The sequence below is a fragment of the Sandaracinus amylolyticus genome (assembly GCF_000737325.1).
GTDB lineage: Bacteria > Myxococcota_A > Polyangia > Polyangiales > Sandaracinaceae > Sandaracinus > Sandaracinus amylolyticus.
Genome location: NZ_CP011125.1, coordinates 2,080,620 through 2,094,762 on the forward strand (window position 1 = coordinate 2,080,620; position 14,143 = coordinate 2,094,762).

The 14,143-nt window shown below is 73.1% G+C and carries 11 protein-coding genes; 5 read left to right on the forward strand and 6 right to left on the reverse strand.

The window, feature by feature from the left end:
• Positions 1–24: 24 nt before the first annotated feature.
• A complete protein-coding gene (locus DB32_RS08765) occupies positions 25–834 on the reverse strand; it encodes a hypothetical protein (RefSeq protein ID WP_157068866.1) in 810 nt (269 codons plus the stop codon).
• Between the two features lie 159 nt (positions 835–993).
• Between DB32_RS08765 and DB32_RS08770 the strand changes: the two genes are divergently transcribed.
• The 5 genes from DB32_RS08770 to DB32_RS08790 all read left to right on the forward strand — a co-directional run bounded on the left by DB32_RS08770 (position 994) and on the right by DB32_RS08790 (position 9,750).
• Entirely contained in the window at positions 994–4,044 is a 3,051-nt protein-coding gene (locus tag DB32_RS08770; RefSeq protein ID WP_169791381.1) for a serine/threonine-protein kinase, read from the forward strand.
• Positions 4,045–4,285: 241 nt separating this feature from the next.
• Positions 4,286–6,112 (forward strand): S1 family peptidase, encoded by a 1,827-nt coding sequence (locus tag DB32_RS08775; RefSeq protein ID WP_053231965.1) that lies wholly within the window; start codon positions 4,286–4,288, stop codon positions 6,110–6,112.
• Positions 6,113–6,156: 44 nt separating this feature from the next.
• Positions 6,157–8,004: a S1 family peptidase gene (locus tag DB32_RS08780; protein ID WP_053231966.1), complete on the forward strand. Its 1,848-nt coding sequence runs from the start codon at positions 6,157–6,159 to the stop codon at positions 8,002–8,004.
• Positions 8,005–8,230: 226 nt separating this feature from the next.
• Positions 8,231–8,710 (forward strand): desulfoferrodoxin family protein, encoded by a 480-nt coding sequence (locus DB32_RS08785; protein WP_053231967.1) that lies wholly within the window; start codon positions 8,231–8,233, stop codon positions 8,708–8,710.
• Positions 8,707–9,750, forward strand: coding sequence for a hypothetical protein (locus tag DB32_RS08790; protein WP_157068868.1), 1,044 nt, complete (start codon positions 8,707–8,709; stop codon positions 9,748–9,750). The genes DB32_RS08785 and DB32_RS08790 overlap by 4 nt, the downstream gene beginning before the upstream one ends.
• 25 nt (positions 9,751–9,775) lie before the next feature.
• On the opposite strand, the gene DB32_RS08795 is transcribed toward DB32_RS08790, so the two are convergent.
• The 5 genes from DB32_RS08795 to DB32_RS08815 form a co-directional block, all read right to left on the reverse strand.
• Positions 9,776–10,273 carry a hypothetical protein gene (locus DB32_RS08795; protein ID WP_053231969.1) on the reverse strand — a complete coding sequence of 166 codons (498 nt, stop codon included), beginning with the start codon at positions 10,271–10,273 and terminating at the stop codon, positions 9,776–9,778.
• 291 nt (positions 10,274–10,564) lie between these two features.
• The gene (locus tag DB32_RS08800) at positions 10,565–11,125 is read right to left on the reverse strand and encodes a hypothetical protein (RefSeq protein WP_053231970.1); all 561 of its coding nucleotides are present in this window, start codon (positions 11,123–11,125) and stop codon (positions 10,565–10,567) included.
• Complete coding sequence (locus DB32_RS08805) at positions 11,122–12,348, reverse strand: AAA family ATPase (protein WP_053231971.1); 1,227 nt, start codon at positions 12,346–12,348, stop codon at positions 11,122–11,124. The genes DB32_RS08800 and DB32_RS08805 overlap by 4 nt, the downstream gene beginning before the upstream one ends.
• Before the next feature lie 49 nt (positions 12,349–12,397).
• Positions 12,398–13,450, reverse strand: a complete 1,053-nt coding sequence (gene tsaD, locus DB32_RS08810; RefSeq protein ID WP_053231972.1) for a tRNA (adenosine(37)-N6)-threonylcarbamoyltransferase complex transferase subunit TsaD — start codon at positions 13,448–13,450, stop codon at positions 12,398–12,400.
• A gap of 92 nt (positions 13,451–13,542) precedes the next feature.
• Complete coding sequence (locus DB32_RS08815) at positions 13,543–14,049, reverse strand: hypothetical protein (protein ID WP_053231973.1); 507 nt, start codon at positions 14,047–14,049, stop codon at positions 13,543–13,545.
• Positions 14,050–14,143: the final 94 nt, after the last annotated feature.

A 14,143-nucleotide genomic window follows, 5' to 3' on the forward strand; every position in this document is an offset into this window, starting at 1 on the left:
GGGTTCCGCGGTCGCGATCGCCGCTCACGTGGCGACCGTCCGCTCCCACGCGCGCAGGAGGAAGAACGCCACGAGCGCGACCGCCGCGAGGAGCATCGCGACGCTCACCCGCACCGCGCGGCGCGACGCCGACGGCAGCTCCCCCGCGCGCGGCGCGCGGAGCCGCGGCCCCACGAACGCGGCGAGCCCGATCGACCCCGCCGCCGCGCCGACGATCGACGCGAGCACCGTCGCCTCGTCCGCCGACTCGCCCCAGGTGCGCACCAGCGTCGCGCGCGCGCCGATCGCCGGCGCGACCACGGCCGCGAGCAGCGCGCCCCCGGTCACGCCACCGAGGGTCGCGCGCCGCAGCCAGCGTCGCAGCGGTGGCTCGCTCGCCGGCTGCGCCGTCGCGAGGCCCTGCGCGCTCGACGTCCGCAGCACCACCGGTCTTCCGCACGCCTCCGCGCTCACGGCGCCGTACGCGAGCAGCGAGATCGACGCGACGAGCAGGCCCAGCGGTCCCCACGCGTCGCGATCCGCGAGGTCGGCGCGCGACGCGATCGCGCCCGCGAGCGTGATCGGGAACGCGAAGAGCAACGTCGAGACCGCGAGCCCGCGCTGCGCGACCGGTGACAGGCGCGGCACACCTGCCGCGAGGGCGCGCGCGCCGATCGCGAGCGGCACGAGCGGCAAGAGCACGATCACCGCGTCGAGCGCGCCGCGTGCGCCGCCGTGCAGCACCGGCAGGAGGAGCGCGACCGCCCAGAGGTTCGCCCCGAGCGCCGCCGCGCGCAGCGCTTCGGTCGAGCCCGCGGCGCGGAAGGAGCGCGGAGTCGCGGCAGCGGACTTCATCGCGCGCGCAGCGTAGCGCGGCACCCGTCCGCGCGTCGCGTGTCGTCGTGGAGCAGCACGCGACGCGCGCGATTGGCTCCGTACCGAGAGTGCTGGGGAATCGACGTCCGAAGCGATCACGATGTACGGCGTCGATCGCGTTCCGGTATGCTCGCGCGCGTGAAGTCGTGCCCCCAGTGCGCAGCTCCGGGCGAAGAAGCCGACCGCTTCTGCTCGGCTTGTGGGCACAACCTGGAGCGCGACGATCCGAGCTCTCCCGGCGATCCGCTCGTCGGCCGCACCATCGCGGGCGGCTATCTGATCCAGGAGCTGATCGGCGTCGGCGGCATGGGGCGCGTCTACAAGGGCGTGCAGAACATGCTCGGCCGCACCGTGGCGGTGAAGGTCATCCATCCGCACCTGCTCGGCGACGAGCAGACGGTCGCGCGCTTCTACAACGAGGCGCGCGCGGCGAGCCGCCTGAACCACCCCGAGAGCGTCGGCATCATCGACTTCGGTCGGACCGACGACGGGATCCTCTACCTCGTGATGGAGTACCTCGCGGGCAAGGATCTCGCGACGGTGCTCGCGGAGGAGGGCCCGCTCCCGTTCAAGCGCATCTGCCGCATCCTGCGCAAGGTCCTCGCCGCGCTCGGCGAAGCGCACGCGCTGGGCGTCGTGCACCGCGACCTCAAGCCCGAGAACATCATCGTCCAGAAGGGACGCAAGGGCGACGAGGTCGTGAAGGTCGTCGACTTCGGCCTCGCGACGATCGTCGGTCCCGGCTCGTCGTCGATCACGTCGCCGGGCCTCGTGTGCGGCACGCCCGACTACATGAGCCCGGAGCAGGGCCGCGGGGACGAGCTCGACGGCCGCAGCGACCTCTACTCGATGGGCGTGCTGCTCTTCGAGATGCTGACCGATCGACTGCCGTTCACCGACGACACGCCGACGAAGGTCGTGCTGCGGCACATCCACGATCCGGTGCCCGATCCGCGCGTCGTCGCGCCGCAGCGCCGCATCCCCGATCAGCTCGCGGAGCTGACCATGCGCTCGCTCGCGAAGGCGCCGAGCAAGCGCTTCCAGAGCGCCGACGAGATGGACGACGCGGTCCGTCGCGCCGAGGAGTCGCTCGAGACGCGCCACGTCAGCATGATCGAGTGCCCGACGTGCGGGCACCTGAACCCGATGACGGTGCGCTTCTGCGGCGAGTGCGGCACGCGCCTCACCGGCATCGTCACGATCCCGCCGGGCGCGCGGCCCGAGCGCGCGGTGACGCAGTCGCCTCCGGTCAGCGCGCCGGCGCGCGGCTCGGTGCAGCCGGCGACGCGTCGCCCGCTCGTCGGTCGCGATGCCGAGCTCGCGCAGCTCGCGAACCTGCGGCAGCTCGTGATCGAGCGTCCGGTGTGGATGCGCGTGCTCGGCGAGGCGGGCGTCGGCAAGACGCGTCTTCTCTCGGAGCTCGCGCTGCTCGCGTCGGGCTCGGGCGATCAGGTCGTGATGGCGGGCCCGCACCCGAGCGGCGCGCCCGCGCCGTACTTCGCGGTGCGCACGCTGATCGCGGGGCTGCTCGACGTCGACGAGAGCCGCCTGCCCGAGCTCGCGACCGGCGGGCTGATCTCGGATCCGCTCGCGCGCGCGGGCATCGCCGAGATCGTCGACTCGAAGGGCCTGCCCGGGCTGCCCGGCGTGCCGCGCGCGGGCGCGGTCGCGGCGGCGCTCGCGGCGGCGGTGCGCGTCGCGGGGAGCCGCGCACGCTCCGGCATCGTGGTCCTCGTGATCGACGATCTCACGCGCTGCGACACGCTGAGCCGCCTCGCGCTGACGCGCCTCGTCGACATCGTCGCGCCGACGCCGACGCTGATCGTCACGAGCGGCGCGGCGACCCGCGAGCCGAGCCCGCACCCGCAGGCGATGAGCCTGGTGCTGCGCGGCCTCGACAACGAAGAGGCGCAGGACTTCCTGAACGGCACGGTGTCCGCGCCGCGCCCGGTCTCGCGCGAGCGCTCGACCGAGCCCACGCAGCGGCTGCTCCTGCCGCTCTACCTCGAGCAGGTGCGCGCGCTCGGGAAGGACGGGCACGACGAGACGCTCCCGCCGCGCCTCGCGGATGCGGTGATGGCGCGCCTCGAGCGCCTCGATCTCCCGTCGCGCCGCTTGCTGCAGGCGGTCTCGGTGCTCGGCGACTCGTGCCCGATCGACTGGCTCCGCGAGGTCGCGCAGGCCGGTGATCTCGCGGCGATCGAGACGCTCACGCGCCTCGGTCTGCTGTTCACGATCGCCGATCGCGTCGAGGTCGTGCATCCCTTCGTGCGCGATCTCGTCGAGGCGTCGATCCCCGCCGAGGCCCGCAAGGAGCTGCACGCGCGCGCGCTGCAGGTCGCGGCGGGCAACGGCGCGGTGCTCGAGGTACGCGCCGAGCACGCGTTCAAGGCCGGCGAGCCGATGAGCGCGCTCCTGCTCCTCGAGCGGATGGGCGACGCCGCGATGCTCCGCGGCGATGCGATGGCGGCGACCCTCGCGTTCCGGCGCGGCCTCGATCTCGCGCGGCGCGAGCTCCTCCTCTCGGGCGATCTCTCGCTCGATCGCGCGCTCGTCACGTTCAGCCGCAAGCTCGGCGAGGCGCTCGAGGCGCACGGTGATCTCGCGGGCGCCGACGGCGTGCTGCGCGAGGCGCTCGAGCTCGCGGGCCCGCGCAACAAGGAGCGCGCGCGCATGCTGCTCGTCCTCGGTCGCGTCGCGATCAAGCGCGAGCGCCGCCGCGACGCGCAGCGCCTGCTCGGTCAGGCGATCGAGAGCGCGACCGCGAACGACGATCCGCGCTGCGAGGCCGAGGTGCAGCTCAACCTCGCGCGCCTGCGCCGCGAGGAGGGCGACGCGGTCGCCGCGGCGAACACGTTCCGCAAGGCGTGTGAGCTGCTCGCGAGCGACAAGAGCGCCGACCGCGAGAGCGCGCTCGCGAGCTCGCAGCTCGAGTACGCCGAGACGCTCGTCGAGATCGGCGACGCCGACCTCGCCACCGAGCACCTCGAGGCCGCGCTGCGCCATGCGCGGGCGTCCGGCGCCAGCGCGATCGCGGCGCGCGCGACCGGCGTGCTCGGCACGCTCCGCGAGCTCGCCGGTGAGCTCGCGAAGGCGGCCTCGCTCTACCTCGACGCCGCCGGGCTCGCGCAGGAAGCGGGCGACGCCGAGGCCGCCGCCCGGTGGAACGCGGCCGCGAGCGCCGCGTAACACCGCGAGATCACCGACCTCGCGACCATCGGCGCAGCATGGCGTCGATCGGCGCGCATCCATTCGCACGCGCACCCCAGCGTGAGCCGACTCACGTCCGAGTAAGCCGATTGACGACCCTATGAACACGCGCGTTCGCGCCCTGACACTCATTGGCGCGACTGGCCGTAAGTTGCGCAGATCCCGCCGACCGAGGCGGGCCTGCAGCTTGCACAGGGGGCGCGCCGCCCGAGGCCCTACGATGATTCGACGACCGTCCTTCCTCGCCGTCCCATTCCTCCTCGCGCTCGCGCTCGCGGGCTGCGCGAACCCCGGCCCCGACGCGCGCCTCGCCGAGAGCGCGATCGTCGACGGAACCCGCGGCGGCGACCCCGCGGTGGTCTGGATCTACAGCCGCGACAGCGGCGGCCTCTGCACCGGCACGCTGATCGAGCCGCGCGTCGTCCTGACCGCGAAGCACTGCGTGCAGGAGCCCGGCGCCGACGGTCCCTCGAGCGCGAGCGCGATCATCGCCGGCATCGGCGACCGCGCGGGCAGCGGCACGACGCTGCGCGTCCAGTCGGTGTACACGACGCCCGGCTCGTATCGCGACGACGGGCGCCTCAGCGGGCTCGTCGGCCAGGACGTCGCCGTGCTCGTCCTCGTCAGCGGCGTGACCGACGTCGAGCCGATCCCGGTGCGCCGCACGCCGCCCGACGATCTCCGCGGCCAGACCGTCACGGCGATCGGCTTCGGCCAGATCCCCTCGGGCAGCTCGGGCACGAAGTACACCGCGACCGGCAGCGTCACCTACGTCGCCGACGACGTCATCTACGTCGGCTCGCTGATCTGCCAGGGCGACTCCGGCGGCCCGATGGTCACCGAGAGCCGCGAGGTCGCGGCGGTCGTCTCGTTCGGCAACGGCAGCTGCGGCAGCGGTCAGGGCGGCTACAACGCGATCTACAACTTCCTCGATCTCATCGACATGGCGATCGAGGAGGGCGGCGGCTGCGTCAACGACGGCGCCGAGGTCTGCGACGCGCGCGACAACGACTGCAACGGCGCCGTCGACGAGGGCTGCACGCCGATCGGCGGCAGCTGCGCGAGCGACGACATCTGCGTCGGCAACCACTGCCGCGACACCATCGCGGGCCGCATCTGCACCGAGCCGTGCGACGCGCGTCGCCCCGAGCTCGGGTGCGGCGAGGGCTTCTACTGCGCGCGCGAGGGCGCGGTCTCGTGCGGCGGCTTCTGCGTGCCGCGCACCGGCGACGCGTCGCTCGCGAACGATCGCCCCTGCGAGCGCGACGACGAGTGCGCGTCGTTCTTCTGCACCGATCCCGGCGACGGCGTGCGGCGGTGCCTCACGCCCTGCGAGGGCGACTCGGGCATGTGCCTCGCGGGCGAGGCGTGCGTCGCGGGCCCCGGCTCGTGCGGCGCGTGCGTCGACGCCGATCTCGTGAGCGGGCTGCGCGCCGGCCTCGGCGAGCCCTGCGGCGACGCGGCGGACTGCGCGTCGGGCAGCTGCATCGACGACGGCGACGCGCGCTACTGCAGCCGCGCGTGCGACGGCGAGATCGGGTGCCCGAGCGGCTACCACTGCCGCGACGCGATGTGCGTGCGCGGGACGCTCGGCGGCATCGGCGAGACCTGCGTCAACAACGCCGACTGCGGCAGCGGCACGTTCTGCGCGGTGCAGGGCGATCGCGGGTGGTGCACCAGCCTCTGCGGCAGCGCCGAGCAGTGCCCCGACGGGTTCGCGTGCGTCGCGGCGGGCGGCGTGATGGTCTGCGCGCCCGAGGTCGGCCTCGTCGGCGACGCGTGCGCCACCGGCACCGACTGCTTCTCGGGCGTCTGCGGCGACGCCGGCGTCTGCACGCGCGAGTGCGGCGTCGACGCGCCGTGCGGCCCCGGCTTCGAGTGCCGCCGCGGCGCCGACGGCACGAGCGCCGCGTGCGTCGCGCCGCGTGCCGAGACGAGCGGCGGTGGCTGCGCGGTCGGCGTCGGCGCGCGTCCCGGCGTCACGCCGGTGCTCGTGCTGATCGCGCTCGGCACGATCGTGTTCGCGCGGCGCCGTCGCCGCGGGTGATGATTCGCTTTGGCTGCATTGCGCGAGGTGAGGGCGTGATGGGAATGACGACGTCGAAGGGGCTGGTCGCGACGCTCGCCGCCGCGGCGCTGCTCGGTGCGTGCGCGCCGATCGCGCCCGAGGCCGAGGTGATCACCGAGGAGATCGTCGACGGGACCGCGGAGACCGGGTTCCCGTCGGTGATGCTCCTCTACAACCAGTCGGGCGGCATGTGCACCGCGTCGCTCATCACGCCGCGCGTCATGCTCACGGCGCGTCACTGCGTGATGCGCGCCGACGGCGACACCCAGGCGTCGGCCTCGTCGATCAGCTTCTACGTCGGCAGCTCGCAGCGCGCGATCACCGCGCAGTACCGCGCGCGCGCCATCTATCTGATCCCCGGCAGCACCAGCAACATCGGCGACGGGCGCGCGACCGACCTCGCGCTCGTCGAGCTCGCGACGCCCGCGCGCGAGACCCCGATGGAGATCGCGCTCGGCTCGCCGGGCACGCTCAACGGCCAGCAGATCACGGCGATCGGCTACGGCCAGACGCCCTCGGGCCAGACCGGCACGAAGTACCGCACCAGCGCCGCGGTCACCGGCCTCCAGCAGGGCCTCATCTTCGTCGACCCAGCGGTCTGTCAGGGCGACTCGGGCGGTCCGGTGATCGGCCCCGACGGGCTCATCTACGGCGTCGCGAGCTTCATCTTCAGCCCCGACGGCCGCACCGAGCCGCGCTGCGGCACCGCGCCCGGCGCGTACAACGAGCTCTACCGTCACATGGATTGGGTGCAGAGCGTCCTCGAGATGGTCGGCGACGCGTGCTTCCCCGACGAGGGCGGCGAGGTCTGCGACGGCGTCGACAACGACTGCAACGGCGAGGCGGACGAGGGCTGCATGCCGCTCGGCAGCGCGTGCACCGAGAGCGCCACGTGCATCGGCGGCCTCTGCGCGACGACGCAGGCGGGCCAGATCTGCACCCAGGAGTGCGATCCGATGCGTCCCGACGTCGGCTGTCCGCCGGGCTTCTTCTGCGGCTCGACGGGCTGCGCCGGTCACTGCGTGCCGGGCGCTCCCGGCGGCGCCCCGATCGGCGCGTCGTGCGCGGCGGACACCGACTGCGCGTCGCTCTTCTGCGCGGATCCCGGCGACGGCATGCAGCGCTGCCTCCCGCCGTGCCGCCTCGACGCGGGACGCTGTCTCGCGGGCGAGATCTGCGTGCCGCTCGGCGACGCGTGCGGCGGCTGCGTCGATCAGGACATCGTCGGCGGCCTCGGACACGGCCTCGGCGAGCCGTGCAGCGAGGGCGCGGACTGCCGCAGCGGCGCGTGCGCCGAGCGCGGCGGCGTGTCCGAGTGCACCGCGCCGTGCGGCGCGGACGGAAGCTGCCCCGAGGGCTTCTCGTGCCGCGAGGGCGCGTGCATGCGCACCCGCGGCGTCGGCGACCGCGGCACGGTGCGCGTCGGCAGCGCGTGTCTCGACAACAGCGACTGCCCCGGCGGCATCTGCGCGATCCTCGGTGATCGCAACTGGTGCACGATCACGTGCGACGGCGCGACGCCGTGCCCCGCGGGCTTCGGCTGCGCGGCGGCGGGCGGCGTGAACGTGTGCGCGCCGATGGGCAGCCTCGTCGGCGAGGAGTGCGACACGAACGAGGAGTGCGCGAGCGGCCTGTGCGCGCGCGTCGGCGGCAGCAGCGTGTGCACCGAGCCGTGCAGCGCCGATCGCGTGTGCGGCGTCGGTCTCGAGTGCCGTCGCACGGCGGACGGCGCGGCGTCGGTGTGCACGGCGGTCGGGTCGAGCGCCGGCGGGTGCTCGGTGTCGGTCGGGGCGCGGTCGTCGTCGTCGATGTGGATGGTGCTCGTGGGGATCGCGATTGCGATGGTGATCGGTCGTCGCCGCGCGCGGTGAGGCTGCGGAGAGGGGCGCGGGGAGGGGGCTCGCGCTCGGACGGTGCTCGGAGCGGCGTCCTGCCGCGCGCGTGAAGGCTGGGTAGGTGAGTGAGAAGGCGCTGCGCTTCGCGCGGCGCCTTTTCTCGCATTCGGGGCGCTGCCGACACGGACGCGGACGCCGACGCCGACGCCGACGCGGACTCGGTCTCGGTCTCGGTCCCGACCCGGTCTACACTCGCTCGATCATGGAGCGACGTCGTTTCCTGCGAGGCTCGATCGTCGGCGCTGCCACGCTGGCGCTTCCTTCCGCCGCGGTCGCACAGCGCGGACGCGGCACGAGCGCATGCCCACCCGCGCGCGCCGAGTGGTCCGCCGAAGGCGCTCTGACCGGGACCCAGGTCGCCGACGCGTCCGCGCTCACCGAGGACGAGCGCACCCATGCCCCCGTGCTCACGCTGCCCGAGCGCGTCCGCGCCGGGCGCCCGTTCGACCTCGTCGTGCAGGTCGGCGTGCGCCCTCACGAGATGAGCGTCGAGCACCGCATCGAGTGGCTCGAGGTGCGGCTCGACGATCGCGTCGTGTGGGTCGCCGATCTCTCGCCCGACGTCGCGTACCCGATCGTCCGCGTGCCGCTCGCGCTGCGCGAGCCCTCGCAGCTGATCGCGCGCGCTCGCTGCAACCAGCACGGCGTGTGGATGACCCGCCGCGCGATCCAGGTGACGTGATCCCCGCGCTCGTCGGCGCCGCGGTCGTCACCACGATCGCGCTCGCCGCGCTCCATGCGAGACGTCGCCGCGCTCGCGCGTGGCTCGAGGTCGGACGACGCCTCGGTCTGACGCAGCGCGACGCGCCGAATCACGACGAGCTCGAGGGCTCGCTCGAGGGCGTCCCCGTGACGCTGCGTCGCTTGGGCGATCACGGATGTGTCCTCACCGTCCCGATCACACCGCCGCTCGGCCCCGGCCTCACGTTCTCGACGTGCGCCGCGCCCTCCGCGATCGCGTCGTCGAGCCTCCCCCTCGAGCTCGCCGCGCTGCACTGCGCTGCGCGCGCGATCGATCCCGACGCTGCACGCGCGCTGCTCGCGCACGCGAGCGCCGCGATCGCGCAGCACGCGCGCGAGGACGTCCACGTCACCGATGACGCCGTGCGCATCGTCGTCCGCGGCGAGCCCAGCGACGTGCGCTTCGTGCACGCGGCGCGCATCGCGAAGCACCTCGCGGACGTGCTCGTCGTGGCGGCGCGTGCGGTCCGCGCCCGGTCGTGGCGCGAGACGATGCTCGAGCGCTGGCTCGCCCAAGGCGTGGCGATCGAGAGCGCGGACGGTCTCCTGCTCACCGGCCGCCACGGCGCGCGCGCGTTCGTGATCGAGCTCCCGGCCGCCGCGGTTCCCTCGGATCTCGTCGTGCGCGTCGAGCTCGCGCTGCCCGTGCCGCTGACCGCGACCCTCCTCCGCGCAGGGGACGTCGAGGTGACGCTCCGAGCCGCCGCCGGCGATCGCGTCGCCGAGCTCGGCGTCCCTCGCGACGATCCCTTCGTCGCGGTCGACTCCGCGCCCCCAGCTCCGCTGCCGCGCGCCGTCCTCGACCTGCTCGCGACCACGCCCGATGGCCTGTGGCGCGTCGCGGTCGAGGGCGCGCTCGTGCTCAGCATCGCGATCGAAGCGGCGCGCGACATCGCGCCGTGGCTCGATCACGCGATCGAGCTCGCGCGCGCCCTCGAGACCTCGACGCGCGAGGGTGGCCCCTACCGCTCGCGCGGCTGACGGCGCGCCTGCGCGACGTCCGCGTTCACTCGCTCGGCGTGGGCTCGCTCGGCTTCTTCGACTCGCGCGCGAAGAGCTCGCTCATGTGCTCGAACGCGCCCGCGAGCTCGGGCGCGGTGCGCATCTGCGCCTTCGCCACGCCGTAGAGCGCGAGCGTCGTGCTCCACACCTCGTGCTCCGCGAGCATGCGCGCGTCGGTGAGCGCGCGGAGCTGCTCCTCCGCCTTCTGCTGGAACGCGCGCTCCTTCTCGGCGGCCTGCTCCGCCTTGCGCAGCATCGACGCGAGCTGCGCGGGCGTGCGGTTCGCGAGCTTCAGCACCGTGCGGTTGTCGTTCCACGCCTCGATCGTGTCGCTCACCGCGTCCGAGTAGCCCGCCGGCACGCGCAGCAAGCTGCGTCGCTGCTCGCTCGAGAGCGGGTTCACCACGATCTTCGTCCGCTTCTTCGCTGGCGCGGTCCGCTTCGCCGCCTTCGCGCTCTTCTTCGCCGTCTTCTTGGCCGTGGTCTTCTTCTTCGTCGCCATGATCGAGCCCCCTCGCGCGAAGATCGCGCGAACACGCGCGCGAGTCGAGCCCGAGATCGCCAGTTTTTCCGAGCAAAACCGCCGATCGCGCGATTGGGGTCGATCCACCCCAATCGTGCCCACGATCCTGGCCTCGCGCGCCCACGATCCTGGCCTCGCGTGCCCACCGCGCAGCCACCCGCGCCCCCGACCCGGCCAGGCGCGCCCCGAAGCTGGCCTCGCGAGCCCCCGACCGAGCCTCACGACCCCGCGCCGGCTCGCTCTCGGCCGCCTCGGCGGCGCACGACCACATCAGTGCTCGCGCGCGCCGAGCCAGCTCGCGATGCGCGTCGAGAGCTCCTGGATCTCCGGGCAACGGCTCACGAGGCGACGCCAGTTCCCCGCCAGCTCGCGCATCGCGGCCTTCCTTCCACGCCCCGGGCTGCTGCTCCCACGGGCCGCCAAGAAGGGCTCCACGTAACGTTCCTTGGGATCGCAGTGCTCGCGGATCTCGCGCCAGCTCGCGGGCAGTGTGTCGGAGAGCGCGAGCAGCCAGCACTCTACTTCCTCGACCGCGAGGCACCCGATGAGCTTGTCCGGGTGCTCGGCCACCCTCGCCGCCAGCTTCGAGACGTGAGCGTCCCGATCACAGTCGCGGTCGACGATCAGGAGGAAGAGATCCGTCATCGGGTTGTCCCGGACGATCGCCGCGATGGTCTGCGGATCGAGAGCTTGTGACGAGCCGCGCAACCTGGGCTCGGGGAGCACGTCGATGCGCGCTGGCCGAGCGAGCTCCGCGAACAGGCGCTCGACGACGGGCTTCAGTACGTAGCGGTCGAGCTCCTGATCCTCGGGGATGATCAAGACCTTCACAGCGCGCGCTCCAGCCAGCCGGTGGCAATCAGGTGATCGCGCTGCTCACTGTCACGGAGCAGCGGGTAATGCGGGAGTGTCCCGACGCGCTTGGCGATCGACCAGCCCGTCGACGGGTCGCGATCAAACGCGATCACGTTCGCGAGTACCTCGTCGGAGAGGTGCGCGAGCAGGATCGGCGAGTGCGTCGTCGCGAGCACCTGGATGTTTCGCTCGCGCGGCACGCTCTCGAGGATCTCCGCGAGCAAATGGACGCGAGCCGGGTGCAGGCCCACGTCGGGCTCCTCGAGGACGATGAGACTCCCTTCGGGTGCGGTGAGCAGCGCGACGAGGATTCCGAGGAAGCGCAGCGTTCCATCGCTGAGGCTGCGCGCCGAGATGCGCGCCCCGCTCTGCTCGCGGAGGAAGAAGTAGACCTCGCGTACCGACTCGACCACGTCGAAGTCGATCGCGCCGACGCGCGGCGCGCACAGCTCCGAGATCCAGTCGACGAGATCGGCGCGCTGAGCGTCGCTCATCGAGTGCAGCACCGCCGCGACGTGCTCGCCGGACGCGCCCATCTGCTTCCAGTGGAGCGGCGCGGGGTCTCGCATCAACTGCGGATGGATCTCGACGTGCGTGATGCCGCGCAGGCGCGCGCGCACCGCGCGCGCGTTCTCGACCACGCGAGGATCGACGCGCTCGGTGATTTCGATCTGCCCGAGCAAGCTGCGGCTCGCGGAGTACGTGGCGCTCACGTTGCGTCCGCCGGCGCCGGTCGCGCGAATTGCCACCGCGATCGCGCCGCCCGCCTGCAACCCCTTGCGCTCGCCGAGCGTCTTCGCGTGCGTGTCGAACCAGTAGCGCACGCGCCCATCGCCATCGAAGAGAGCTTCCTCCGCGAGCGCGACCTCCGGTCGCGTCTGCACGCACACCCCGTGCTCGATCTTGCTCGACGCATCGGACCACGCGGTGCCGAGCGTGAAACGCCCGGCTCCGACGTGGGCTGCTTCGACCTCCGCGCCGCGGATGCCAGGCCACACCTGGCGGCCGCCGTCCCAGCTGCCGCGGAGGACGTCGGTGAGCGGAAGGTCGAGCGCAATCCCCTGGAGAAAACGGATCGCGTCGAGCACGTTGCTCTTGCCGGACGCGTTGGGCCCGACGAGCAGCGTGGTCCGTGCGAGCGGGAGCTCGACGAGCGCGCCGAAGCTCTTCCAGCCCTCAAGCGCCAGCGTGGTCAGCATCGCGATGAGTGTGCGCGTATGACCGAGCGGGCTCCAGATCCCGACCGCGTCAGCGCTCCAGGATCTTCCCGCGCCGCAGGTCGGGGCTCTTCGAGTACGCGGTCACGTCGAGCGCGTCGCGCTCGCCGCGCGCCAGGCGCAGATAGCCCGCGTACGCGATCATCGCCGCGTTGTCGGTGCAGCTCGCGATCGGCGGCACGAACACCTTCACGCCGACGCTCGTCGCGAGCTGGGTCGTGCGCGCCCGCAGCCCCGCGTTCGCCGCGACGCCGCCCGCGAGCACGAGCCGCGGGATGCGGCGCTGCTTGCACGCCGCGACGCTCTTGCGCGCGAGCACCTCGACCACCGCGTGCTGGAACGCCGCGCACACGTCGGCGAGCTCGCGCTCGTCCTTCGGCGCGCCGTGCTTCTCGACGTGCCGCGCGATCGCGGTCTTGAGCCCCGAGAACGAGAAGTCGAGGCGCTTCGTGCTCGGCATCGGCAGCGGCAGCTCGACCTTCGATCGATCACCCAGCTTCGCGAGCCGATCGATGACCGGGCCGCCCGGATAGCCGAGCCCGAGCAGCTTCGCCGCCTTGTCGAACGCCTCGCCCGCCGCGTCGTCGCGCGTCTGTCCGATCAGCTCGACGTCGTCGTGCGCGCGCACCTCGTAGATCGCGGTGTGCCCGCCGCTCGCGAGCAGCGCGACGAAAGGCATCTCGGGCGTCGCGACCTCTTGGCCGGGCTGCAGGTCGCGCTGCAGGTAGACCGCGAGCAAGTGCGCGACGAGGTGATCGACGTAGACGATCGGCAGGTTGCGCGACCAGGCCATCGCCTTGCCCGCGCTCATGCCGACGAGCAGCGCGCCGAGCAACCCGGGCCCGCGCGTGACCGCGATGCCGTCGATCGCGTCGAGCCCACCGGGCACTGCCTCGAGCGCCTTCGCGATCACCGGCGCGACGTTCGCGAGGTGCGCGCGCGACGCGAGCTCGGGCACCACGCCGCCGTAGGGCGCGTGCACCGCGACCTGGCTCGCGACCACGTCGGCGATCACGCGACCGCCGTCCTCCACGATCGCCGCCGCGGTCTCGTCGCACGACGACTCGATGCCCAACACTCGCATCTCTTACTCCTGGGTGCCTCCGCGCGGTCGCATGGAGGATCGCTCGAGGCCAGACGACGGACCTCGAGCGATCCTCCACGCGACCGCGCTCGTCACCGATCCACTCGCGTCATGCGGAAGAGCCCGAAGTGATCGCCGCTCGCCTCGTCGCCCGCGCCGGCGATGACGCGCACCTCGACGCCGCCGTCGTCGAGCAGCGAGACGAACACCATCGCGTCGCGCCCCGCGAGCGGGCCGGACTCGGGGCGCACGACGTAGAGGTAGTTGCGCACGCGCCCGCCGCCCGGGAAGTCGTACTCGCTGAGCAGGTCGTGCTGGAGCGGCGCGATCGAGCGCAGCGGCGTCGCGTCGAACACGCGCTCGCCGCTCGTGGGATCGGGGCTCGAGGTGAGCGTGCCGGGCTGCGGCACGTCGGGCGTCGTGGGGTCGAACTCGAGGTCGAGCGAGGTGCCCGGCGCGAAGCCGCGCCGCAGGAACGACTCGCCCTCGTCGCCGACGACGTCGCCGCGATAGAGGCTCTCGCCGTCGGTGCGGAAGCGCGAGAGGTCGTCGCACGCACACAGCGCGACGAGAGACAGCAGCGGAGCGAGGGCGCGCAACGCGAGACGGTATAGCAGCGGCGGCCCGGGATTGCGCCGAGCGCCGCTCGCGTGTGATTGTCGCCGCAACTTTCATTGCGGGCGTCTCTCCTGG

Bases quoted from the DNA above. Each gene is read 5' to 3' on its own strand.
- DB32_RS08765 (WP_157068866.1), bottom strand. From the start codon at position 834: ATGAAGTCCGCTGCCGCGACTCCGCGCTCCTTCCGCGCCGCGGGCTCG.
- DB32_RS08795 (WP_053231969.1), bottom strand. From the start codon at position 10,273: ATGGCGACGAAGAAGAAGACCACGGCCAAGAAGACGGCGAAGAAGAGC.
- DB32_RS08775 (WP_053231965.1), top strand. From the start codon at position 4,286: ATGATTCGACGACCGTCCTTCCTCGCCGTCCCATTCCTCCTCGCGCTC.
- tsaD (WP_053231972.1), bottom strand. From the start codon at position 13,450: ATGCGAGTGTTGGGCATCGAGTCGTCGTGCGACGAGACCGCGGCGGCG.
- DB32_RS08805 (WP_053231971.1), bottom strand. From the start codon at position 12,348: ATGCTGACCACGCTGGCGCTTGAGGGCTGGAAGAGCTTCGGCGCGCTC.
- DB32_RS08785 (WP_053231967.1), top strand. From the start codon at position 8,231: ATGGAGCGACGTCGTTTCCTGCGAGGCTCGATCGTCGGCGCTGCCACG.
- DB32_RS08780 (WP_053231966.1), top strand. From the start codon at position 6,157: ATGACGACGTCGAAGGGGCTGGTCGCGACGCTCGCCGCCGCGGCGCTG.